Raw genomic sequence first — 20,551 nt, 5'->3', positions numbered from 1 at the left:
TATCCTGACCGGGTAGGGAGACCTGGGGAGACACCGCCGATGTCCAGTGAGCTCGACCTCATGCCCGCCGGCTTCGTGCGTGCCATCGAGGAGATGGCGCTGGTGGACCACCACGTGCACGGCGTCACGTCCCACGACCTGTCGCGCCGGGCGTTCGAGGAGCTGATCACCGAGTCCGACCGGCCGGTGCCGTCGTGGATGACCCCGTTCGACTCCCAGGTCGGCCACGCCATCCTGCGGCACTGCGCGCCGGTGCTCGGCCTGGACCCGTACTGCACGCCGGAGGAGTACCTGGCCAGGCGCGCCCGGCTCGGCGCCGACGAGACCAACCGGCTGCTGCTGGGCGCGAGCGGCATCGGGCACTTCCTGGTCGAGACCGGCTACCGGGGTGAGGAGCTGCTCGGGCCCTCCGGCATGGCGGAGGTCACCGGCGTGCCGGCCGACGAGGTGGTGCGGCTGGAGGCCGTGGCCGAGCAGGTGGCCGCCGGCGGGTGCGGGGCGGGCGCGTTCGCCGACCGGTTCGCCGAGGCGCTGTGGGAGCGCACGCGTACGGCGCGCGGGCTCAAGAGCATCGCCGCCTACCGCTGCGGGCTCGACTTTGACCCCGCGCCGCCCACGCGCGAGGAGGTCACGGAGGCCGCCGGGCGCTGGTTGTCCGCCGGGGGCGGGCGGCTGTCCGATCCCGTGCTGCTGCGCCATCTCATCTGGACGGGGCTGGAGCGGGGCCTGCCGCTGCAGTTCCACATCGGGTTCGGGGACCCGGACGTGGACCTGCGCCGGTCGGACCCGCTGCTGCTGCGCGGGCTCATCGAGCTGGCCGAGCCGACCGGGGTGCCGCTGCTGTTGCTGCACTGCTACCCGTACCAGCGGCACGCGGGGCTGCTGGCGCACGCGTACCCGAACGTGTTCTTCGACGTGGGGCTGGGCGTGAGCTACACCGGCGCGCGCAGCGTGGCGCTGGTGGCCGAGAGCCTGGAGGTGGCGCCGTTCGCGAAGCTGCTCTTCTCCTCCGACGGCTTCGGCCCGGCCGAGCTGCACTATCTCGGGGCGCTGCTGTGGCGGCGCGCGATGGCGCGGGTGGTCGGCGGGTTCGTGGCCGAGGGGGAGTGGTCGGTGGAGCAGGCGATGCGGGTGGCCTGGATGGTGGGTGCGGAGAACGCCCACCGCGTCTATGACCTCGGAGGGTGAAGGCGAACGATGTTCCGCCCATGTGTGGACAGAAAACTCATCGATGACGAAACCATCTCTAACCTCTAGGCTCGACCGCGATGGATCTCGAAACTTTCTCCCCCGGTTCGGGACTGCTCGAACCCCGGGCAGCACTCCGCTCTGACGCGCCCGCCCTCGACCTCAACGGCACGTGGCGCTTCCGCCTCTCACCCACCGCGAACGTCCCTGACGACTTCGCCCAGCCGGCCTTCGACGACGCCGGCTGGGACGAGCTCCCGGTCCCGTCCCACTGGAACCTGCACGGGCACGGCGCCCCCGCGTACACCAACGTCGACTTCCCGATCCCCGTCGACCCGCCCCGGGTCCCGGACGAGAACCCGACGGGCGACTACCGCCGCGTGTTCGACCTGCCGGAGGGGTGGACGGGCGGCCGGCTGCGGTTCGAGGGCGCCGACTCCTTCGCCAGGGTCTGGCTCAACGGCCACGAGCTGGGCTTCTGGACCGGCAGCAGACTGCCCGCCGAGTTCGACGCGGGGCCGTACCTGCGGCCGGGACGCAACGTGCTGGCCGTCCGCGTGCACCAGTGGTCGGCCGCCAGCTACCTCGAGGACCAGGACATGTGGTGGCTGCCGGGCATCTTCCGGGACGTCACCCTCACCCGCTCCACCGCCGACGTCTTCGTGCGCGCCTCCTACGCGGACGGGCGCGGCACGCTCGGCTTCGAGGGCTCGGGCACGCTGAGCGTCCCCGAGCTCGGCGTCGCCGACCTCGCGCCCGGGGCGGAGGTGACGCTGGAGGTGGAGCCGTGGACGGCCGAGACGCCCCGCCTGTACGACGCCGTCCTCACCCTCCCCGAGGAGACGGTACGGCTGCGCGTCGGCTTCCGCACGATCTCCATCGTGGACGGCGTGCTCCTGGCCAACGGCCGCCCGCTGCTGTTCAAGGGCGTGAACCGGCACGAGTTCCATCCGGAGAGCGGCCGTACGCTGACGTACGAGACGATGCGCGAGGACGTGCTGCTGATGAAGCGGCACAACGTCAACGCCGTCCGGACCAGCCACTACCCGCCCCACCCCGACTTCCTCGACCTGTGCGACGAGCTGGGCCTGTGGGTCATCGACGAGTGCGACCTCGAGACCCACGGCTTCGGCATGATCGGCTGGCGCGGCAACCCCACCGACGACCCCCGCTACGCCGACGCGCTGCTCGACCGCATGCGCCGCATGGTCGAACGCGACAAGAACCACCCCAGCATCATCATGTGGTCGCTCGGCAACGAGGCGGGCGTCGGCAGGAACCTGGCCGTCATGTCCGACTGGACCCGCGAGCGCGACCCGTCCCGCCCGATCCACTACGAGGGCGACCGGTCCTGCGCGCACACGGACGTCTACTCCCGCATGTACGCCTCGCACGCCGAGGTCGAGCTCATCGGGCGGCAGGAGGAGGCGCCGCTGGACGACCCCGAACTGGACGCGCGGCGCCGCGGCATGCCGTTCATGCAGTGCGAGTACGCCCACGCCATGGGCAACGGGCCCGGCGGGCTGGCCGAGTACCAGGAGCTGTTCGAGAAGTATCCGCGGCTGGCCGGCGGGTTCATCTGGGAGTGGATCGACCACGGGCTCGCGCATCCGGAGTACGAGTACGCGTACGGCGGCGACTACGGCGAGCCCGTGCACGACTCGAACTTCGTCATCGACGGCCTCGTCTTCCCCGACCGCAAGCCGTCGCCCGGGCTGATCGACCTGAAGAAGGTGTTCGAGCCGGTCCGGTTCGAGTTCGGGGACGGCGTGGTGCGCGTCGTCAACGGTCACGGCTTCGCGGACCTGTCGCACCTGGAGTTCCTGGCCACGGTGGAGGCGGACGGGGAGACGGTCGCCGAGCACCGGCTGACCGTGCCCGCCGAGGGCGGCGAGGTCAAGCTGCCCGCCGCACCCGGCCTGGACTCGGGCTCCGAGGTGTGGCTCACCGTACGCGCGGTGCTGGCTGCCGACCAGCCGTGGGCCGGAGCGGGCCACGAGGTGGCCTGGGGCCAGGCGCTCCTGTCGCCGCTCATCGGCGAGGCCGTCGAGGGCGCGCCCGCGACGTGGAGCGCCGGGCTGGTCCGCGACGGCGGCGAGATCTCCGTGGGTTCCGCGGGGGACTCGGCCTTCGACCTGGAGACCGGGCGCCTGGTCAGGCTGTTCGGCGTGGAGGTGGAGGGGCCGCGGCTCGGCCTGTGGCGGGCTCCGACCGACAACGACACCTACGGCGGGCTGGCCGGCAAGTGGCGCGGGCTCGGCCTGCACCGCCTCACCCACCGCGTGGACGAGGTCGAGATCGGTGACGCGCTGACCGTGCGCACGCGGGTGGCGCCGGCCGCGACCGACGCCGGCATGCGCGCCACCTACACCTGGACGGCCTCGGACGGCGGCCTGGAGCTGCGAGTGGACGTGGAGCCGGAGGGTGACTGGGCGGACCCCATCCCACGCCTCGGGCTGGACATGTCGCTGCCCGCAGGTGCGGTCGAGCACATCACCTGGTTCGGCAGGGGGCCGGGCGAGGCCTACCCGGACACCGGGATGGCCGCCAGGGTCGGCCGCTGGCGGGCGACCCTGGACGAGTTCCAGACGCCGTACGTGTTCCCGCAGGAGAACGGCCACCGGGCGGACGTGCGCTGGGCCGACTTCGGCGCCTTCACGGTGCGCGGGTTCCCGGTGTTCGGGCTGACCGCGCGGCCGTGGAGCGCCTTCGATCTGGACCGGGCACGGCACCGGCCGGACCTGGTGCCGGGAGAGCGCGTGCACCTCGGCCTCGACCTGGCCCAGCAGGGCATCGGCACCGCCACCTGCGGGCCCGGCGCCCTTCCCGTCCACGACCTCAGGGCCGGGCGGACGACGTTCAGGCTCCGCTTCGAGCCCAGCTGACCGACGGATCTGATCATGCGCGGCCCCTCCCCGGGGCCGCGCAGCCTTCGTGCTGACCGTTCACTGACGTTCAACGGGAGGAATGTGATGGATGCCAAGGAGTACCTGGCCGGTGTGTTCGACCGCGCGTCCGGGACGTACGAGCAGGTGGGGGTGCCGTTCTTCGCGCCCGTGGCCGCCGAGCTGGTACGCCAGGCCGCGCCCGGGCCGGGCGACCGCGTCCTGGACGCCGGCTGCGGGACGGGCGCCTCGCTCGTGCCCGCGGCCCAGGCCGTCGGCCCCACGGGGCGGGTGGTCGGGCTGGACCTCGCGCCCGGCATGGTCGCCGCCGCCACGGCCGAGATCGAGCGGTACGGCCTGAGCCACGCGACCGTCCTGCTGGGCGACGCGGAGCGGGCCGAGGAACTGCTGCCCGGCGAGCGGTTCGACGTCGTGCTGGCCGGGATGATGCTGTACTTCCTGCCCGACCCGCTGGCCGCCGGACGCTCCATGACCGGGCTGCTGCGGTCCGGGGGCCGGTTGTCGGCCAGCCTGCTGGTGCGGTCGAGCCCGGTCGAGGTCGAGCTGCTCGGCCTGGTCGGGCGGGCGCTGGAGCCGTACACGTCGGGGGCGGGCGGCGCACCGTTCAGCCACACGCTGGGCTCGGCCGAAGAGCTGACCGGGCTGTTCGAGGCGGGCGGGCTGGGCGGGGTGCGGCACGAGGACGTGGTGTTCGAGGTGGCCGTCGAGGCGGGGCAGGTGTGGGACTGGCTCTGGTCGGCCGCCCGCAGGGCCCCGCTGGAGGCGATCCCGGAGCATCTGCGCGAGGAGGCCCGGGCGGCCCTGGAGGCGGCGCTCCCCCAGGACCGCTTCGTGCTTCCCCGCACCGTCCGCTTCGCGACGGGCGTCCGCCCCTGACCGGACGCGCCCGGCCCTTCTGCTTCCGGGGCCGGGCGCTCCTGGGGCCGGGCGTGGCGCGGCCGGTCAGGCGTCGGGCACGGTGAGGATCGTGCCCGCGCCGACCGTCAGCCCGCCCTCGCGGATGGCGAAGCCCAGCCCGGGCTCCAGCGCGACCGCCTTGCCCAGCTCGACCGCCACGTCCACCGTGTCACCCGGCCGGGCGGCGACGGCGCCGCTGAGCGTCAGCTCCCCGGGCACGTCCGTCGTCCGCAGGTAGAACTGCGGCCGGTAGCCGGACGCGATCGGCTTGCGCCGCCCGCCCTCCTCCGCGGTCAGGAGGTACACGCGGGCGGTGAAGGACCGGTGGGCGCGCTGGCTGCCGGGCGCTGCCAGCACCATGCCGCGCCGTACCTGCTCGCGGCGGATCCCGCGCAGCAGCACCGCCGCGTTGTCACCGGCCTCGCCCCGCTCCATCGTCTTGCCGAACGTCTCCACGCCCGTGACGACGGCGCCGAACGCCTCACCGAACCCGACCGCCTCCACCGAGTCACCGACCCGGACGGTGCCGCGCTCGATGGCCCCGGTGACGACCGTGCCCCGGCCGGTGACCGTGAGCACGTTCTCGACCGGCATGAGGAACGGCGCGTCCACGTACCGCACCGGCACGGGGATGTGCTCGTCCACCGCCTGGAGCAGCGCCTCGATCGACGCGATCCAGACCGGGTCGCCTTCCAGCGCCCGCAGCCCGGACACCCGCACCATCGGGACGCCGTCGTAGCCGTGCTCGGCCAGCAGCTCCTGCAGCTCCAGCTCGACCAGGTCGGTCAGCTCCGGGTCCGCGCCGTCGGCCTTGTTGACGGCCACGACCAGGTGCTCGACGCCGACCCGCTTGGCGAGCAGCACGTGCTCCCTGGTCTGCGGCATGATCCCGTCGTGCGCGGACACGACGAGGATCGCGCCGTCCAGCTGCGCCGCCCCCGTGATCATGTTCTTCACGTAGTCGGCGTGCCCGGGCATGTCCACGTGCGCGTAGTGGCGGGTGGCGGTCTCGTACTCGACGTGCGAGATGTTGATCGTGATCCCGCGCCGCGCCTCCTCGGGCGTGCGGTCGATCCGCTCGAACGGCGTGTACGTGGCCTGCCCGCGCTGCGCCAGCACCTTCGTGATGGCGGCGGTCAGCGTGGTCTTGCCGTGGTCGACGTGCCCCATCGTGCCGATGTTGAGATGCGGCTTGTTCCGTACGTAGGCCTGCTTGGCCATGGTTCCTTCCTTGAGACCTGGTTTCCGTGTGACCCGTACTCGGGGCCGACAACCTCCCCCCGCCGGGTCACCTCAGGACTCACGGGAAGAGGTCAACGCTCCAGGCCGTCGCAGGCACGCTCAAGCACGCCCGGCACCGCGGGCGTTACAAGGAGAGCGTGCAGGAACATGAGGAACATAGTGCGATCCACAGCACGCGCCCGCAACCGAATATTCCCCAGGGGGTAGGTGGGCCGGTGCCACCCTCCCGTTGCCCATCTGGATGGCCGGCCTGCTGGAGCCCGCCCCGGTGCCAAAGGTCTTCGCCAAGGCGGCGCTTCGCGCCAAAGGGCTCAGGCGTCCCTACCAAGGCGCCTGACGGCGCACCCCCCGCGCCTCCGGCGCCATCGCGGGCCCACCCGTTGACCGACGAGGCGGTGGGCCGACTGACACCCACCCCGGACCGGCATGCCTTTCGGGCCCTCTGGAGGCCGAAACGGAACCCAGGACAGCCCTCGCCCGGAGATGGCCCGATCCTGTACGTACGAGATCGAGGGATTCAAAGCTTGGCGAGCAAATCTACTGCGCCAATTGAGCGCAACTGGCGCAGGCACGTGGGCTCGTTACTCGAAATGGCAATGACCAACCGCAGACCGGAAGGGGGTATGCATTCTGTCCGCACAGGGCTCGCTCCGCGTCCGATGGGACGGCATGTCGAACGGCCTCTCGATCGTAGCCTGAGAGCCCCAAGCGCAAGCAGATGGCGTTCTCATCCGCCTTGGACTCGCCGGGATGAACAAGCAGATCATCCCAATGGAAGGACCACCTTCGAACCCTGCCGAGCACGTCGTTCGGGCTGCCATCCAGTTCGAGAAGGGCGAGGGTGCCGTTGCGGAGTGTGGCGACCACTCTTCCGTGTTCGCCGATAAGCCAAATGCCGGCGTTTCGTGTGTTGATGGGGCTGTGAAGCAGTTCGACGACCTCGGCTCGGCAACCAGCTGTTCGCAGTGCCAGTTTCACAGTTGGGTTTCCTTTGCGTCGGCGGGGAGCAGATCTTTGACTGCTTCTGGCTCCGGCGGGTTCCTCCGGAGGTCGGCGTACCGGAAGGCGACGCGTTGAGCCGCCCGGGCTGGGTCGATGGTGGCGTGGCGGGCGTAGATGACGCGCTTGCGGCGCTCGTCCCAGCCTGAGCGCCACCAGAACAATTCACCGTCGCACCAGACGACCAGCCCGATCCAGACGGATACCAAGGTCAGGCCGTAGCCGTCGTGCACGTCTGTGGGGATGCCCAGGGCCCTGAGGGCTTCGGCCAGCTCGTCGGCAGCCAGTTTCTGCGGTGAGAGATAGCGGTTTGGTGGTTTCATGAGCGGCCCTCCCCTTCCATCGGCGGTGACGTAGCGTGACGGTATGTGTCGGCTGAGCCGCGACCCCGGAAAGAAATTCCGGGGTATGCGGTGAGCGCCCGATGAGGATGAGGACATGCGGGGAATGACCAGCAAGCTGTCCATCGGCCAGCGCGTGGCCTGGTATCGGCGACGGCGAGGGATGGCTCAGGACGTACTGGCCGGGTTGGTGGGGCGGACCACCGATTGGTTGAGCAAGGTCGAGAACGACCGCATCACTCTGGATCGGTTGTCCGTCATCAGGTCTCTGGCCAACGCGCTGGATGTCTCTCTTGGCGATCTACTGGCCGAGCCACAGCTGTTCGAGTGGACCGATGAGAGTGGTGATCAGACGATCCCCGCATTGCGGGCGGCGATTACCGACTATCGGCAGCTTTCGCCGATGGCCGAGCTGATCCAGGCCGTAGAACCGCCATGTCCGGCGGAGCTGGAGCGGATGCTTGGTGAGGTATGGCGGGCGTACCAGGGAGCCAGGTACAGCTACGTCATACGGACGCTTCCGGGACTCCTGGGCGAAGCGCATCACGCTGTGCGTGCCGGCGGGGGTGACGCCCGCCTGGCATCGCTGGGGGTGCTCGGGCAGGTTTATCACGCTGCCGCCAGCATTCTGACCAAGGTAGGCGAGGCTGATCTGGCGTGGATCGCCGCTGAGCGAGGATTGACCTTTGCCCGGGAGTCCGGCGATCAGCTCGTCACAGCTTCGTTGCTTCGCTCTGTGACGCACGCCTTGCTGTCCAACGGCCGCTACGAGGCGGCCAAGCAACTCACCGAGGACGCCGCCGAGCTTCTGTCTTCTGATCTTCCGCACGCCACGCCTGAGCTGCTGTCGGTGTACGGCACCCTGTATCTCGCCGGCTCCATGGCTGCGGCACGGGATGACGATCGGAATACGACGCGGGCCTTCCTCGCAGAGGCCCGGGGTTCGGCTACGCGGCTTGGCAGGGACGCCAACCACGTTTGGACAGCGTTCGGGCCGACGAACGTCCGTATCCACGAGGTGGCGACGGCGATCGAGTTGGGAGACATTCAGGTTGCCGTGGAGCTCGGGCCGCGGCTGGATACCAGGGGGCTGCCGATTGAGCGCAGAGCCCGCCACGGGCTTGCCGTCGCCCACGCACTGAGCCTGTGGAACCGTACCGACGCCGCCATGGCGGCGTTGCTGGAGGCTGAGACGATCGCGCCCGAGCAGGTGCGTCATCACTACCTCAGTCGCCATCTCACGATGTCGTGGATCAGACGTCAGAAGGGCAAGCCCAGCTTCCAACTTGCTGCTCTTGCCCGGCGGCTGCACATCGTATGAGAGCGGCCGCGGTCGCGTAAAGTCGAGGTCGTGAGCGATCAGGGGACCGTGCCGTTCGCCCAGGCGCGCGCCGCCGCAGGTGCGCTGTTCTTTGACGAGGCCGGCCACGTGCTGCTTGTCCGGCCAACGTACAAGTCCTACATGGACATCCCCGGCGGATATGTTGAGCCGGGGGAGACGCCGCATCAGGCGTGCGTTCGTGAGGTTCGCGAGGAGCTGGGCATTCAGCCGGCCATCGGCCGTCTCCTCGTGGTCGACTGGGCTCCTCATCCCCAGGAGGGGGACAAGGTCCTTTTCGTGTTCGACGGCGGCACCCTCGAGAGCGACGTGATCAAACAGATCAGGTTCGCCGACAAGGAGCTGAGCGCGTACGAGTTCCACCGCGTTGATGAGTCGGACGACCTCCTGATCGAGCGTCTTGCCCGCCGCATCAATGCTGCCGCCACTGCCCGTGAGCGGGGAGAGACGGTTTATCTGGAGCATGGCCGGGCTGTCCCCACTGAGTAACCAACTCTGGAAGACCACGATCCGGGAGGGGCGGGAACAGACCACGTGGCGCTCGCCCGATGACAGTGAAGGGCGGCGGCGGCACCGTCGTTTTGACGGAGGACACATCCCGAGCGGCCGCCCAAATCTTCGTTGAGGCACACATCGCTTCCGAGCACGGCGCGCGATCAGCTGGACCTGATGTGCCTTTGGAAGGGAGGCGGGCCCACCGCAGACATCACCGCAGAAACACAGAAGGCGTCGATGAGCTGGCCGCCGCCGAGCGCGCCGGGAGCGAACGTCGCCTGGAAGGAGGGGGCGAAGAGACCGTGAAGGCCGACAGTGAGTTGGTCTATCGTCGGCCCTCGGAGGCTGGCGCGTCGTTCTCCTCCATCGGACACCCATGCAGGGCGATTCCCCGTCTGGAACGGCTGGCGGAGGGGATCGGCGGGGTCGCTGGTGTCGACGTTCAGGGTGACGTCGTCGTTGATCGGGACGCTGGCGGCCATGCGGGCGGCGGTGCCGCGCAGGGCACGAACCCGCACACCCGGGCACAGGCTGCCCACCATGCTCAGCTGGCCGGCTGCAAGGTCGAAGCCACCGACCTGGTCAGGCCGCTGCCGCGCAGGCGGAGCGGGCACTACGATACGGCCACAGAGGACGAACTGCGCCGACCAGGCCAGTGCTCTGACCGCGTAGGTTCGCCGTGGTGGCGGTCATGGCGGTTGGATGTGCGGTGACGTCCATTCGACTGCTGGAGGCGCGGTGGCTGAGCCTGTCCGTGCGCGCAGACTGACCGACCAGGAGGGGCAGAAGCTGCAGCAGATCGTGCGGCGGGGCAGCACGAGTTCGGCGCGCGATGATGCTGCCGGCCTCCGTCGGCAGGAACCGTGTTCCGATGATCGCCCAGCTGGTGCAGGCTGACGAGGACACAGTGCGGGGGATGTGATCCACCGGTTCAACGAGATCGGTCTGGCCTGTCTGGACCCTCGGTGGGCGGGAGGCCGTCCCCGCCTGCTCAGCCCTGACGACGAGGACTTCGTCGTCAGGACGGCCGCCACCCGCCCCACCAAGCTCGGCCAGCCCTTCACCCGCTGGTCGATCCGCAAACTCGCCGCTTACCTGCGGAAGGTACACGGACGCATCATCCGCGTCGGCCGGGAAACGTTTCGCTGCCAACAATTGCGCCGCGGCATCACCTCCCAGCGCACCAAGGCCTGGAAGGAATCGCCCGACCCGGATCGCGACGCCAAGCTCGACCGCATCGAGCAAGTGCTGGACCGCTTCCCCGACCGCGTCTTGGCCTTCGACGAGTTCGGGCCGCTAGGGATCCGGCCCACCGCGGGCTCCTGCTGGGACAAGGTCGAGCTGTGCTTCACCCCGACCTACGCTTCCTGAGCCAACCCGATCGAGGCCCACTTCGGTCCGCTGCGCCGGTTCACCCTGGCCGACTCCAACCATCGCAGCCGTCCCGCGCAGACCCGGGCCCTGCACGCTTATCTGCGCCGGCGCAACGCCCACGCCCGCCGCCCTGACGTGCTCGCCGCCCAACGCAGGGAACGCGCCCGTATTCGCAGCGAGAAAGGCATCCGCTGGGGTGGACGCCCGTTGCCGCCGCAGCCTGCTCAAACGACCCCAGCGGAGAACGTCAGGACCCTCGCACTACGGGCGATGCGGTACAGCACGTTCGGACGCAGTGGCCCTTCGGGCTCGGTCGGGTCGTCGAAGTCGTCGGCCGGGTCCCGAGTCATGCCGATCCGGCGCATCACCGCCTGGGAACGAAGGTTGGTGGCCGTTGTGACAGCGAGGATCTCAGGAAGCTCAAGAGCGTCAAAGCCGTGGGCCAGAACTGTCAGCGCAGCCTCGGTAGCGTAGCCCTGGCCCCAGGCCGAGCGGGCGAGCCGCCAGCCGATCTCCACTCCTGTGAACGGCATGTGGTCGTCCACTTCATCCAAGCCTGCGAAGCCGATGAACTCACCTGTGGCCTCCACCTCAACCGCCCACCACCCGTAGCCTCGCTGGTCGAACTCGGCCTGGAATCGAGCCACGGAGGCATCGCTCTGTTCGCGGGTAAGCAGGTCGCCCAAGTGCTCCCGGACTTCGGGATCGGCATTCATCGCCGCCCACGGTTCAAGGTCGGAGTCACGCCATCGGCGCAAGATGAGGCGATCGGTACGCAGTTCAGCCATGCTGGCCAGCCAACATGAGCTCTGGCCCCGAGGCAATCACTTTTTCTTCCGCGTGACACCGCCACCCAGAAACACAGAAGCCGTCCGCCGCCGTCCACGCGAGTCATGTCGTTCTGTCACATGCCGAATTTCGTCGATCAGCGTTGTCTGAGCCGAACGGACAGGGCGGCGAGCCAGGCGGAGATGAGTACGGCGCCGGCGGCGAAGCGCAGGCTGGCGCTGTCCTCGCCCCACGGCGGCACCGTGAGGACGAACGTGGCCAGGCTGCTGACGACGCTGTAGGCCATCCAGCCACGGCTCGCGAACCGCCGCGCGAAGACGAGCCCGGCCACGATCAGCGACAGGAACGCCGTCGCCCCGAAGACCGTGTGCAACATACTGCCGGTGCTGAGGCGCTCCGGCAGCCCGGCGGGGGCGCCGGCCGGCCAGCCCAGTGCGGGATCGGGCGCGAAGACCCCGCCGCCGACCATCGCCACGCCGTACGCGCCGATCAGGATCGGCCCGATGAGCGAAGCGGCCGCTCCCGCCACACCGGGACGGGCGGCCCGCCGTACGCCGAGCGCGAAGGCGCACGCCAGCAGGCCCGTGAGCGCGAAATTCGCGGTCTGCAGCCAGCCCAGGTCGCCGAGCGTGAGAGCGCTCAGCGCGTGCCGCCGCAGGTCGAATCCGGTCCGGGTGAAGGCCTGCGTGAACGACACGGCGGGGAACAGGATCCCGGCGACCGCGCCGCAGCCCAGCAGCAGCGCGGTCCCTGTCGCAGGGGAGGTCGTGGGCTCGGTAACGGTGCTCATCGTGGATCCTTTCGCGGTCGGTGGTCATCGCTTCGTCGCACGGCATGACCACGAACGGGATGCGGCCGGATGGACAGCCGCCCGCGCAATTCCTCAGGACTCCTCGACGGCGGCCAGGCGGCGCCGCAGGTGGACGCGCTCCGGCTCGCTCCCGGCCGCCTCCAGGGCTGCGCGATAGGCCGCGGCGGCCTCGGGACGGCGGCCGAGCCGGTGCAGCAGGTCGGCGCGCGCCAGCAGGTACGGGTGGTAGGCGCGCAGCCGCGGCTCGCCGGCCAGCTCGTCCAGCAGGGCCAGGCCCGCCTCCGGCCCGTCGCGCATGGCCACGGCCGCCGCCCGGTTCAGCGCGACCACCGGGGACGGGTCGAGCGCGAGAAGCACGTCGTACAGGGCCACGACCTGCGGCCAGTCGGTCGTGGCCAGGTCCGCCGCCTCGTCGTGGAGGGCGGCGATCGCGGCCTGCACGCCGTACACGCCGGGCGGGCCGCCGCTCAGCGCGGTCACCACCAGCGCCGAGCCCTCCTCGATCAGGTCCCGGTCCCAGCGGCCGCGGTCCTGCTCGTCCAGCAGCACCGGCTCACCGTCGGGACCGGTACGGGCCTCGCGGCGCGCGTGGACCAGCAGCGTCAACGCCAGCAGCCCGGCGACCTCCCGCTCGGCGGGCAGCAGCCGGCGCAGGATGCGCGCCAGCCGGATCGCCTCCTCGGCCAGGTCCAGGCGCTGCAGGTCGGGGCCGGAGCTGGCGGCGTACCCCTCGGTGAAGATCGAATAGATCACCTGCAGCACCCCGGGCAGCCGCTCCGGCAGCTCGTCCGCGCCGGGCACGCGGAACGGGATGCGGGCCTCGCGGATCTTCTTCTTCGCCCGGACGATCCGCTTGGCCATCGTCTGCACCGGCACCAGGTACGCCCGCGCCACCTCCGGCGTGGTCAGCCCCGCCAGGCAGCGCAACGTCAGCGCCCCGCGGTCCTCGGCGGGCAGCGCGGGGTGGGCGCAGGTGAAGAACAGCTGCAGCCGCTCGTCCGGCAGCTCGCCGCCGTCCGCGTCGGCCGGAGGGGCGTGCGCCGCCCGCTCCGCCTCCACCTGCAGGATGGCCAGCCGCGCGGCGAAGGCCTGGTCGCGCCTGAGCCGGTCGACCGCCTTGCGCCGCGCCGTCGTCATCAGCCACGCGCCCGGCTTGGGCGGCACACCCTCGACCGGCCAGTGCTTCAACGCCGCCTCGATGGCGTCCGAGGTCACCTCCTCGGCGAGGTCGAGGTCACCGAAGCGGCGCACGAGCGCGGCCAGCAGCCTGCCGCGCTCCTCCCGGAAGACCGCCTCGACCTCATTCATTGAAGTCGGCGACCGGGCGCACGACCACCGACCCGCCGCCACGCGCGCCCGGGCAACGGGCGGCCCAGTCGAGCGCCACGTCGAGGTCCGGTACGTCGATCACATAGAAACCGCCCAGAACCTCCCGCGTCTCGGCATACGGCCCGTCGATCACGGTCCGCACCCCGTCCCGGTCCACACGTACGGTCGTGGCGGTGACCAGATCGGCCAGCGACTCGCCGGACACCCAGATCCCCGCCTCGTGTACGGCCTTGTCGTAGGCCATCCAGTCCTCGAAGGTGCACTGCTCGTCCTGGTCGGTGGTGGCGGCGTTGATCAGCATCATGTACTTCACGGTGTCCCCTTCATGGGTGAGTTCGGCGTACGGCAGGCTCGCCGTACACCATCACCACGAACGGCCCTCCGCCAAATGGACAACTTCTCATAGAGAGGTTGCGGGCTCCAGAGAGCGGGTCAGCCGCACTCCTTCTTCGAGATACCCCAGCGCGGCGTAGAACCGCCGGGCGGTCGTGTTCGCCGCCCCCGTCTCCAGGGTCAGGTGACGCAGGCCCTGCTGCTGGGCCCAGTCCTCGGCGGCGGCCATCAACCGCCGGCCCACTCCCGTACGTACGGCTCGCGAATGGACGGCCAACTCGCCGACGTAGGCGTCCATCGCACCGGTGAAGTGCCGCTGGCGCTGGACGGACACCACGCCGAGGACCTGTGCGTCCTCGCTGTCCACGGCGACGAACACCACTGCCCGCTGCGCCTCGGCCGCGGCGAGGGACCCGGCAAGCCACTCCCGCGCCGCCCGGGCGGCACCCTCGAGGTCACGCCACGCCGCCACACCCTCGGCGATCCGGGGAGCCAGCGCCAGGACGCCTTCAAGATCGTCATCGCATGCGGGCCGAATCCGGACCTCGTTCATGAACGGCAGCATGCCAGGCGGAAGCCCTCCGAAAAAAGCCCTGATGGACAGCCGGATCCGGCTATTCGCCTTCTGTCACCACCGCGTCGAGAAGCAGATTGAGCAGCACCGTCCGACGTTCGGTGTCGTCGGCGATCGCGAGGAACACGATGCTCCAGCCCAGGTCGGGCAGCCGGGCCTGCATGGCCCGCAGTCCCGGCCAGCCGCCCCCATGCCGGTAGACGCGGTGCCCGGCGTGCGAGCGGACGCCGATGCCCCAGGCGTAGTCGATCGGTGTCCCGTCATCGAGGCGGCCCGGGGTGTGCATGAGGGCGGAGAGGCCGAGCTCATCGGCATTGAGCGCCTGGCTCCATCGCAGCAGATCGCCGGCGGTGGTCCACACGCCACCGTCACCCAGGGACAGCGGCGCCGGATGCTCAGGGGTCAGCGGGGCCGCATTGGGAGGCGCGGGAGCAGGTCCGGCCCAGAAAAGCGTGTCGCTCATCGACAGCGGGGCGAAAAGCCGGTCCCGCGCGAAGTCCGGAATCGGTTGACCGGCCGCTCGTGCCGCGGCAGCGGCGAGGCAGACATATCCCGCGTTCGAATAGGCGTAATCGCCGCCCGGTCTGCCGGGGAGGGCGGGAAATCGGGTGAGAGCCTGAATGACTCCTTGGCTGGTCCGGTTGGCATCGCCGGCCATTTTGGCGTCGATGTCACGATCGGCGGGTAAAGCCGCGGTGTGATGGAGAAGCTGCCGGAGGCGGATGTCATCGGCCCATGAAGGCAGCTGGGGCAGCCAGCGCGATAGAGCGGACTCGAGGTCCAGCGCACCCTCTTGGACGAGCAACGCCACGCATGCGGCGGTGATTTGTTTGGAGAGGGAGGCTGCGTAGATCGTCGTGGTGTCGGACAGCGTCTCGCGCCTTGCTGTCAGCCCTTGCGCGTGAAAAGCCGGCGCATTGTCGCGTCGCTGTAGCCCGACCACGATCGGCTCGTCCTTTCGGTATCCGGCTTCGGCGATCATGGCTTCTATTCGCTTCTCAGGATGCGGCACGGAAGTAATCCCTGCGGAGGGGTCTGGTGAGCGACCACAGGGATGCGGCCATGAGGAGGGCGGTCAGACCGCCGCAGATCATCGCCGTGGAGACCGAGAAGGCGTCCACGACCTGACCGCCGGCCAGCGCTCCGAGGGCGAACGTCGCCTGGAAGGAGGAGGTGAAGACGACCGTGGCGGCCTCCGGCGTCCCCGGCGCGGCGTTCATGAACCAGGCCTGGGAGCAGACCGGGACGCCCCCGTAGGCCAGCCCCCACAAGACCACCAGCGCGACGGCCCCGGCGGTGGAGGTGCCGGCCACGGGCAGCAGCAGCGTGGCCAGGGCGATCAGGCCGCCGCAGGTCAGGAAGGCGGCTCGGGGGGCGGTCGCGACCGCCTTGCTCGCCAGGAAGTTCCCGGCCGTCCCGGCGATGCCGTACGCCAGGAGCGTGGCGCTGATGGCGGCCGGGTCCAGTTGGGTGACGTTCTGGAGGAAGGGGGTGACGTACGTGTAGGTGCCGAAGTGCGCCAGGACGATGAGGAACGTGGCCAGCAGGGCGATCCTGGTGCCCCGTTCGCGCAGGAGGCCGAGCAGGACGCGGCCGCTGGTGACCTCGTGGGCGGGGAGCGGCGGCAACAGCATCAGCAGGGCGATCAGTACGACGACCGACAGCGCGGCCAGGACGAGGAAGGCGGTTCGCCAGCCGGCGAGCTGGCCGATGAAGGTGCCGGCCGGCACGCCGAGCACCGAGCCCAGGGGGACGGCGGAGAAGATCAGCGCGGTGGCGGTGCCGACCGAGCGCGGCGGTACGAGGCGGGCGGACAGCCCGGCCCCGATCGACCAGAAGCCGCCGATGGTGAGGCCGACCAGCACCCTGGACACCAGCATGATCCAGTACGAGGTCGCCACCGCCGCCAGGACGTCGGCGACCGCGAGCACCGCCATGAGCGCGCACAGCATCACCCGGCGATCCAGGCGGGCGGTGGCCAGCGTGACGGCGGGTGCGGCGACGGCGGCGACGATGCCGGGCAGGGTCATGGTCAGCCCGGTGATGCCATCGGAGATGCCGAAGTCGGCGCCGATGTCGGTCAGCAGGCCGATGGGCAGGATCTCGCTGGTGACGATGGCGAAGATGCCCAGCGTGAGCGAGGTGACCGCCAGCCAGCTGATGAGCGGTGAGCGTGGCCGGGCTTGGATGATCGTGGACATGGTTCCGTTCGGGTTGGGACCGTGGGGTTGGGGAACCAGCCAAGCAGTGATGGGGGAGCGGATACCGGCAGGTTTCAGACCACACCATGCCGTGCCTCGCCCTCTCCCGTTCCGGGCCGATGCGTGCATACCCGCAGGAATCGAATGGCCGCTCCGTCTATTGCGCCAGCTCGTCCCCCGTCGCGGGCGCTGCTGATATCACGGCGACTGGCATCGCGTCTGCGCCATCGCGATCCGGCTCGTCAGACGGGCCCAGCGCGAAGCGGTGGCTGCCTGCGACATCGCCGATTTCGTTCACGAGGTGGCCGAGGCGGATGGCGTCCACGGCTGGGGAACTGGATGCGCTGGACCTCCTGGTCTGCCCGGAGAACGGCATCCAGCCGGCCGTCTTCGCCGGCGACCACAGACCGTCGTTACCACCTGTCGGTAGGCGCACGTGTGCTGAGATGACCGGGTGAGCCAGCGCAAACGGCACTCGAGCGACTGGGCACGGGCGCTGACAGACCCAATCCGCTCAACTCCCGGCGCGGCGCTTCGCCACTGCTCTCATGATCAGTAAGCCGGCTCATCTGCGAGATGATCAGGATTCGCGGCCAGAAGTCCATACCCGGTCACCGATCAATCCTGAGGAGTCGTTTCCCCGATGCTTGACCGCGAAAGGCTCGTGTCCACGTTCGATGTGCTAGGGCTGGAGGTGACCACATCGCCGCCCAGTTCGCTCGCCGGGCGCGTGACGGACGAAACGGCCAGGCGGGTGATCAGCGCGATCGGGATCCCCGAGCGGATCGGTGGTTACCTCACCTTCACCGATTTCAGTGACGGTCCGACGCTCATCTCCGACGAGGTGCAGGATCCGAATTCAAGCCTGCGGCGGGAGGTTGGAGACTTCATCTTCTTGGGCAGCGGCGCCGGAACCCTTGTCCTGAACGGACAGAGCGGAGAGGTGGCGAGCTGGAACGACGGCACGCTCCGCACGATAAGTTCAGCGCTCGACAAGTTCGTCGAGTTCATGGTCCTCATCCAGGAGAAGCTGAACAGCGCGGAGGAAGAGTCCTGGCCGACCGGGGGAGCGGAGACCCGGCAGGCATCGAATGACCTCATGCGCCGGTTTCGTGAAATCGACAGCGAGGTCATGAAACCGGCCCGAGCATTCTGGCGGAGCGTAGTGATGGGGTCGTTCCGATCCATGGGTTTCTGAGAGGCGTTGCGCAAGCCGAGCGCGAGAAACGCCGCCACATCCGCCGACTCCAAACCCTCGGCGACAGCGTCACAGTCGAACCCGCCAACTGACCCCGCGTCATCAGGAAAGGCCCAATCCTGCTGGCGTTCGCTGCCGCCTGCCCGTTGAACCACCGATGGTGGATCACCTCTCAGTCGGCCGGCTCGTTCCGCGCACCGACCCGCGCTACCGGGGCCATGGACTGGCAGGGCCGAGAACTCCGGCTGCGGCAAGGTCGCCCCATGGATGCGTACCGACGTCCCCAGTGCCGGCCATCAGCCCGTTTTCGGCCTGTCCAAAGAAGTTGCGCCAGTGTGCACTTCGACACAGACCGGCGAGCCGCACTGTTGCAAGGGTGGATCTCGAAAGGCCAGACGCCCAAACGGCGGAACAACGGGCCGGGCGATGCAGTCTGACAAGCAGGCCCGCCGTCGCTTTATGAGTCACGGCACCATGACGTCGATCACCAAGACGATGGCCGTCTTCGGCACGAGCGCCGCCCTGGCCAGTGGTCTCCTGACCACCGGTCTGATGAACGGTGCGGCCCAAGCCGCCTCCCTCCCTGCCGCGAGGACCGCAGGGTCGGCGAGCGCTCACCCGTACGACGGAAAGGATCCGTACAGCAGCGGGTGCGCCCGCTCCAGGGTCAACACCGGGAAGAAGGCCTCGCTCAGGAACGAGGTCGGAGACCGCCTGGGCACGATCCGGCTGTTCTACTCCCGCCAGTGCGGCACCAACTGGGGCGAGGTGTCGGTCGCCGCGGGCGCTTCCGGCACCATCACGGTCTACACCGGCACCAAGAGCAGATCCTTCACCTACCGGCCCGGGAACGGCGGGCACCACTGGGGCAACATGATCTACGCCCCCAGCGGCATCTGCGCCAAGGCCACGGGCACGGTGACGGCCGGGGTGGGCCGCGCCAACAAGGGCAGCGGCATCACAGCCAAGGCCTGCGACTGAGACACGCGGGCGCTCCGCGTGGCGCGCGGGTCCCGGCGAGGCCGACGGACCGGCTCTGCCCCACGCCGACGTGATCAGCGGGGACAGGATCACCACGATCGGCGCTGTGTTCAACGACGCCCCCGTCAACCGCCTCGCCCGACGCGACGATGACGTGGGTTGCGCAGCTCCCCGCACGTGGTTGGGGCGCGCGGCTGCGCCTGCAGGTCGCCCATGAAGGGCCTCCGCGCAACTGCCGGCTTTCGCCGACCCGGAAACCCCGTATCAACCCTCAGACAGCAAGGAGGAAATCCATGCGCACGTTCCAGCTCATTGGCACTACCGTCGCTGCCGTTTTCGGAGCGACCATGCTGGCCGGTCCGGCGGCCCAGGCCGCTCCCGCGCCTGCCACCGCCGCGGCCCGGTCCGCCTCCGCCGCCACGGCCGACAACACCGCGATGATCCTGGCGGAGGCCAGCATCAGGTGCGGCAAGGGCCTGGGTGGCAAGAGGAAGGTGAACTTCAGCTGGGAGAAGGGCAACGCGACCACCAAGATCTACTTCAACAACCACTGCAAGAAGGGTAAGAAGATCACTGCGGCGGTGGTGAGCCGCAATTACCGCGTCGACCACTGGCAGTACTGGTGCAGACCGCTGGACACCAATGGCCGGACCAAGGGGAACAAGAAGTTCTCCAACAGCGGCTACACCGTCTGGAAGGTCCTTCGCGGCCACAAGAACAGGTACTGCAAGGTGCGATAGTCCAGTCGCCCTCCTCGACGCGCCCCTTGCGCGGTCAGCCGCACCGCGCAAGGGGCGCGTCAGGTTCGAATACCGCGCCATGATCGCCAGGATCCGGGTGAGCGTCGACGCCACTCCTGTCTCGGAGTTCGACGACGTCCATGCGACGAGGCAGGAGCGGATCTCCCAGTTGCTGAGCGAGCAGTCGCTCAACCCCTGCAGCTGTACCGGGACCAGTGCCGGCGCCGCGTGAGTCGCTCGCACCCGCGCGACCGCCATCGATGTCCTCAGAGGGTGGCGTCAGCTCGGGCCGCCGCCGAAGCTGATCTCATTGCCGTCCGTGTCCCGGTAGGTCACCTTGGTCGCGCCACCGTCGTACCTCTCGCGCTTCGCGGGCTCGATGCCTCGCCGGGCGATCTCGGCTACCCGTCCGTCGAGGTCGTCGACGAACGACAGCACCAGCGCGTTCCCTGCCCGTTGTGGATCTTGCACGATGTAGACGTACCGGTGTTCGGCCACCTCCCACACCGCCTCGATGTCGTTCGGCAGGAACGATGGCGGCCCACCGAAGAACTGCTCGTACCACGGCAGTGCCGCGGCATAGTCGGTGACGGGTACGCCTGCGAACAGATCGAGCGTCATGTGGTCATCCCTACGTCGTCGATGGGTCGCCGGTACTGACTTCGGCAGCGTCGGAAACTCATCGTCGTCCGCCTCGCGATGATCTGACTCAAAGCCGCCCGGTTCCCCGGCCGCGGTGCGAGACCAGGGACCCCCATTCCACGTCGATGGTGCCATGCCGGGCATCTCCCACGAAGAGGCGGATCGGGCCCTG

General features: G+C 69.5%; 20 protein-coding genes and 1 pseudogene. 10 read left to right on the top strand and 11 right to left on the bottom strand.

The features are described from left to right. Nucleotides 1-39: 39 nt before the first annotated feature. The 3 genes from ACWDRB_RS08100 (at nt 40) to ACWDRB_RS08090 (ending at nt 4,970) form a co-directional block, all read left to right on the top strand. Nucleotides 40-1,188 (top strand): amidohydrolase family protein, encoded by a 1,149-nt coding sequence (locus tag ACWDRB_RS08100; RefSeq protein WP_449892397.1) that lies wholly within the window; start codon nt 40-42, stop codon nt 1,186-1,188. An 80-nt stretch (nt 1,189-1,268) separates the two neighbouring features. Continuing rightward, nucleotides 1,269-4,073, top strand: coding sequence for a glycoside hydrolase family 2 TIM barrel-domain containing protein (locus ACWDRB_RS08095; RefSeq protein WP_449892395.1), 2,805 nt, complete (start codon nt 1,269-1,271; stop codon nt 4,071-4,073). 87 nt (nt 4,074-4,160) lie between these two features. Then, nucleotides 4,161-4,970 carry a class I SAM-dependent methyltransferase gene (locus ACWDRB_RS08090; RefSeq protein WP_449892394.1) on the top strand — a complete coding sequence of 270 codons (810 nt, stop codon included), beginning with the start codon at nt 4,161-4,163 and terminating at the stop codon, nt 4,968-4,970. 66 nt (nt 4,971-5,036) lie between these two features. Here the strand turns inward: ACWDRB_RS08090 and tuf are convergent, their stop codons facing one another. Both tuf and ACWDRB_RS08080 read right to left on the bottom strand, forming a co-directional pair. Beyond that, nucleotides 5,037-6,212, bottom strand: a complete 1,176-nt coding sequence (tuf, locus tag ACWDRB_RS08085; protein ID WP_449892393.1) for an elongation factor Tu — start codon at nt 6,210-6,212, stop codon at nt 5,037-5,039. Between the two features lie 995 nt (nt 6,213-7,207). Beyond that, nucleotides 7,208-7,555 (bottom strand): hypothetical protein, encoded by a 348-nt coding sequence (locus tag ACWDRB_RS08080; RefSeq protein ID WP_449892392.1) that lies wholly within the window; start codon nt 7,553-7,555, stop codon nt 7,208-7,210. Nucleotides 7,556-7,679: 124 nt separating this feature from the next. Here ACWDRB_RS08080 and ACWDRB_RS08075 point away from each other — a divergent pair, with 124 nt between their 5' ends. Both ACWDRB_RS08075 and ACWDRB_RS08070 read left to right on the top strand, forming a co-directional pair. Beyond that, a complete protein-coding gene (locus ACWDRB_RS08075) occupies nt 7,680-8,894 on the top strand; it encodes a helix-turn-helix domain-containing protein (protein ID WP_449892391.1) in 1,215 nt (404 codons plus the stop codon). 30 nt (nt 8,895-8,924) lie between these two features. Continuing rightward, nucleotides 8,925-9,401 carry an NUDIX domain-containing protein gene (locus tag ACWDRB_RS08070; protein WP_449892390.1) on the top strand — a complete coding sequence of 159 codons (477 nt, stop codon included), beginning with the start codon at nt 8,925-8,927 and terminating at the stop codon, nt 9,399-9,401. 167 nt (nt 9,402-9,568) lie between these two features. Here the strand turns inward: ACWDRB_RS08070 and ACWDRB_RS08065 are convergent, their stop codons facing one another. Next, nucleotides 9,569-9,949, bottom strand: coding sequence for a hypothetical protein (locus ACWDRB_RS08065; protein WP_449892389.1), 381 nt, complete (start codon nt 9,947-9,949; stop codon nt 9,569-9,571). Nucleotides 9,950-10,145: 196 nt separating this feature from the next. Between ACWDRB_RS08065 and ACWDRB_RS08060 the strand changes: the two are divergent. After that, a pseudogene (locus ACWDRB_RS08060) lies at nt 10,146-10,994 on the top strand (helix-turn-helix domain-containing protein); the annotation flags it as partial. A gap of 11 nt (nt 10,995-11,005) precedes the next feature. Here ACWDRB_RS08060 and ACWDRB_RS08055 read toward each other — a convergent pair. The 7 genes from ACWDRB_RS08055 to ACWDRB_RS08025 all read right to left on the bottom strand — a co-directional run bounded on the left by ACWDRB_RS08055 (nt 11,006) and on the right by ACWDRB_RS08025 (nt 16,818). Then, nucleotides 11,006-11,569 (bottom strand): GNAT family N-acetyltransferase, encoded by a 564-nt coding sequence (locus ACWDRB_RS08055; protein WP_449892388.1) that lies wholly within the window; start codon nt 11,567-11,569, stop codon nt 11,006-11,008. A 137-nt stretch (nt 11,570-11,706) separates the two neighbouring features. Next, nucleotides 11,707-12,360 (bottom strand): DUF998 domain-containing protein, encoded by a 654-nt coding sequence (locus ACWDRB_RS08050; RefSeq protein WP_449892387.1) that lies wholly within the window; start codon nt 12,358-12,360, stop codon nt 11,707-11,709. Nucleotides 12,361-12,453: 93 nt separating this feature from the next. Further along, nucleotides 12,454-13,689, bottom strand: a complete 1,236-nt coding sequence (locus ACWDRB_RS08045; RefSeq protein ID WP_449892386.1) for an RNA polymerase sigma factor — start codon at nt 13,687-13,689, stop codon at nt 12,454-12,456. Further along, complete coding sequence (locus tag ACWDRB_RS08040) at nt 13,682-14,014, bottom strand: YciI family protein (RefSeq protein WP_364249821.1); 333 nt, start codon at nt 14,012-14,014, stop codon at nt 13,682-13,684. The genes ACWDRB_RS08045 and ACWDRB_RS08040 overlap by 8 nt, the downstream gene beginning before the upstream one ends. Nucleotides 14,015-14,110: 96 nt before the next feature. Then, entirely contained in the window at nt 14,111-14,596 is a 486-nt protein-coding gene (locus ACWDRB_RS08035; protein WP_449892385.1) for an N-acetyltransferase family protein, read from the bottom strand. A gap of 61 nt (nt 14,597-14,657) precedes the next feature. Next, a complete protein-coding gene (locus ACWDRB_RS08030) occupies nt 14,658-15,629 on the bottom strand; it encodes a serine hydrolase domain-containing protein (RefSeq protein ID WP_449892384.1) in 972 nt (323 codons plus the stop codon). Beyond that, entirely contained in the window at nt 15,616-16,818 is a 1,203-nt protein-coding gene (locus tag ACWDRB_RS08025) for an MFS transporter (protein ID WP_449892383.1), read from the bottom strand. The genes ACWDRB_RS08030 and ACWDRB_RS08025 overlap by 14 nt, the downstream gene beginning before the upstream one ends. A 643-nt stretch (nt 16,819-17,461) precedes the next feature. On the opposite strand from ACWDRB_RS08025, the gene ACWDRB_RS08020 reads away from it, so the two are divergent. The 4 genes from ACWDRB_RS08020 to ACWDRB_RS08005 all read left to right on the top strand — a co-directional run bounded on the left by ACWDRB_RS08020 (nt 17,462) and on the right by ACWDRB_RS08005 (nt 19,969). Continuing rightward, complete coding sequence (locus tag ACWDRB_RS08020) at nt 17,462-18,016, top strand: SUKH-4 family immunity protein (protein ID WP_449892382.1); 555 nt, start codon at nt 17,462-17,464, stop codon at nt 18,014-18,016. 474 nt (nt 18,017-18,490) lie between these two features. Beyond that, on the top strand, nt 18,491-18,997 hold the full coding sequence (locus ACWDRB_RS08015) for a DUF2690 domain-containing protein (RefSeq protein ID WP_449892381.1): 507 nt from the start codon (nt 18,491-18,493) through the stop codon (nt 18,995-18,997). Between the two features lie 293 nt (nt 18,998-19,290). Then, on the top strand, nt 19,291-19,737 hold the full coding sequence (locus ACWDRB_RS08010) for a hypothetical protein (protein WP_449892380.1): 447 nt from the start codon (nt 19,291-19,293) through the stop codon (nt 19,735-19,737). Between the two features lie 79 nt (nt 19,738-19,816). Then, entirely contained in the window at nt 19,817-19,969 is a 153-nt protein-coding gene (locus ACWDRB_RS08005) for a hypothetical protein (protein ID WP_449892379.1), read from the top strand. A 47-nt stretch (nt 19,970-20,016) separates the two neighbouring features. Here ACWDRB_RS08005 and ACWDRB_RS08000 read toward each other — a convergent pair whose 3' ends face one another. Further along, nucleotides 20,017-20,358, bottom strand: coding sequence for a VOC family protein (locus tag ACWDRB_RS08000; RefSeq protein WP_355196072.1), 342 nt, complete (start codon nt 20,356-20,358; stop codon nt 20,017-20,019). Nucleotides 20,359-20,551 lie beyond the last annotated feature (193 nt).

The sequence above is a fragment of the Nonomuraea sp. NPDC003707 genome, assembly GCF_053587055.1.
The sequence above is the reverse complement of the archived record's forward strand: the minus strand, read 5'-3'. Positions and strand labels throughout refer to the sequence as shown.

Bases quoted from the DNA above. Each gene is read 5' to 3' on its own strand.
- ACWDRB_RS08100 (WP_449892397.1), top strand. From the start codon at position 40: ATGTCCAGTGAGCTCGACCTCATGCCCGCCGGCTTCGTGCGTGCCATC.
- ACWDRB_RS08095 (WP_449892395.1), top strand. From the start codon at position 1,269: ATGGATCTCGAAACTTTCTCCCCCGGTTCGGGACTGCTCGAACCCCGG.
- ACWDRB_RS08090 (WP_449892394.1), top strand. From the start codon at position 4,161: ATGGATGCCAAGGAGTACCTGGCCGGTGTGTTCGACCGCGCGTCCGGG.
- tuf (WP_449892393.1), bottom strand. From the start codon at position 6,212: ATGGCCAAGCAGGCCTACGTACGGAACAAGCCGCATCTCAACATCGGC.
- ACWDRB_RS08080 (WP_449892392.1), bottom strand. From the start codon at position 7,555: ATGAAACCACCAAACCGCTATCTCTCACCGCAGAAACTGGCTGCCGAC.
- ACWDRB_RS08075 (WP_449892391.1), top strand. From the start codon at position 7,680: ATGACCAGCAAGCTGTCCATCGGCCAGCGCGTGGCCTGGTATCGGCGA.
- ACWDRB_RS08065 (WP_449892389.1), bottom strand. From the start codon at position 9,949: ATGGTGGGCAGCCTGTGCCCGGGTGTGCGGGTTCGTGCCCTGCGCGGC.
- ACWDRB_RS08055 (WP_449892388.1), bottom strand. From the start codon at position 11,569: ATGGCTGAACTGCGTACCGATCGCCTCATCTTGCGCCGATGGCGTGAC.
- ACWDRB_RS08050 (WP_449892387.1), bottom strand. From the start codon at position 12,360: ATGAGCACCGTTACCGAGCCCACGACCTCCCCTGCGACAGGGACCGCG.
- ACWDRB_RS08045 (WP_449892386.1), bottom strand. From the start codon at position 13,689: ATGAATGAGGTCGAGGCGGTCTTCCGGGAGGAGCGCGGCAGGCTGCTG.
- ACWDRB_RS08040 (WP_364249821.1), bottom strand. From the start codon at position 14,014: ATGATGCTGATCAACGCCGCCACCACCGACCAGGACGAGCAGTGCACC.
- ACWDRB_RS08035 (WP_449892385.1), bottom strand. From the start codon at position 14,596: ATGAACGAGGTCCGGATTCGGCCCGCATGCGATGACGATCTTGAAGGC.
- ACWDRB_RS08025 (WP_449892383.1), bottom strand. From the start codon at position 16,818: ATGTCCACGATCATCCAAGCCCGGCCACGCTCACCGCTCATCAGCTGG.
- ACWDRB_RS08020 (WP_449892382.1), top strand. From the start codon at position 17,462: ATGCTTGACCGCGAAAGGCTCGTGTCCACGTTCGATGTGCTAGGGCTG.
- ACWDRB_RS08015 (WP_449892381.1), top strand. From the start codon at position 18,491: ATGACGTCGATCACCAAGACGATGGCCGTCTTCGGCACGAGCGCCGCC.
- ACWDRB_RS08010 (WP_449892380.1), top strand. From the start codon at position 19,291: ATGCGCACGTTCCAGCTCATTGGCACTACCGTCGCTGCCGTTTTCGGA.
- ACWDRB_RS08005 (WP_449892379.1), top strand. From the start codon at position 19,817: ATGATCGCCAGGATCCGGGTGAGCGTCGACGCCACTCCTGTCTCGGAG.
- ACWDRB_RS08000 (WP_355196072.1), bottom strand. From the start codon at position 20,358: ATGACGCTCGATCTGTTCGCAGGCGTACCCGTCACCGACTATGCCGCG.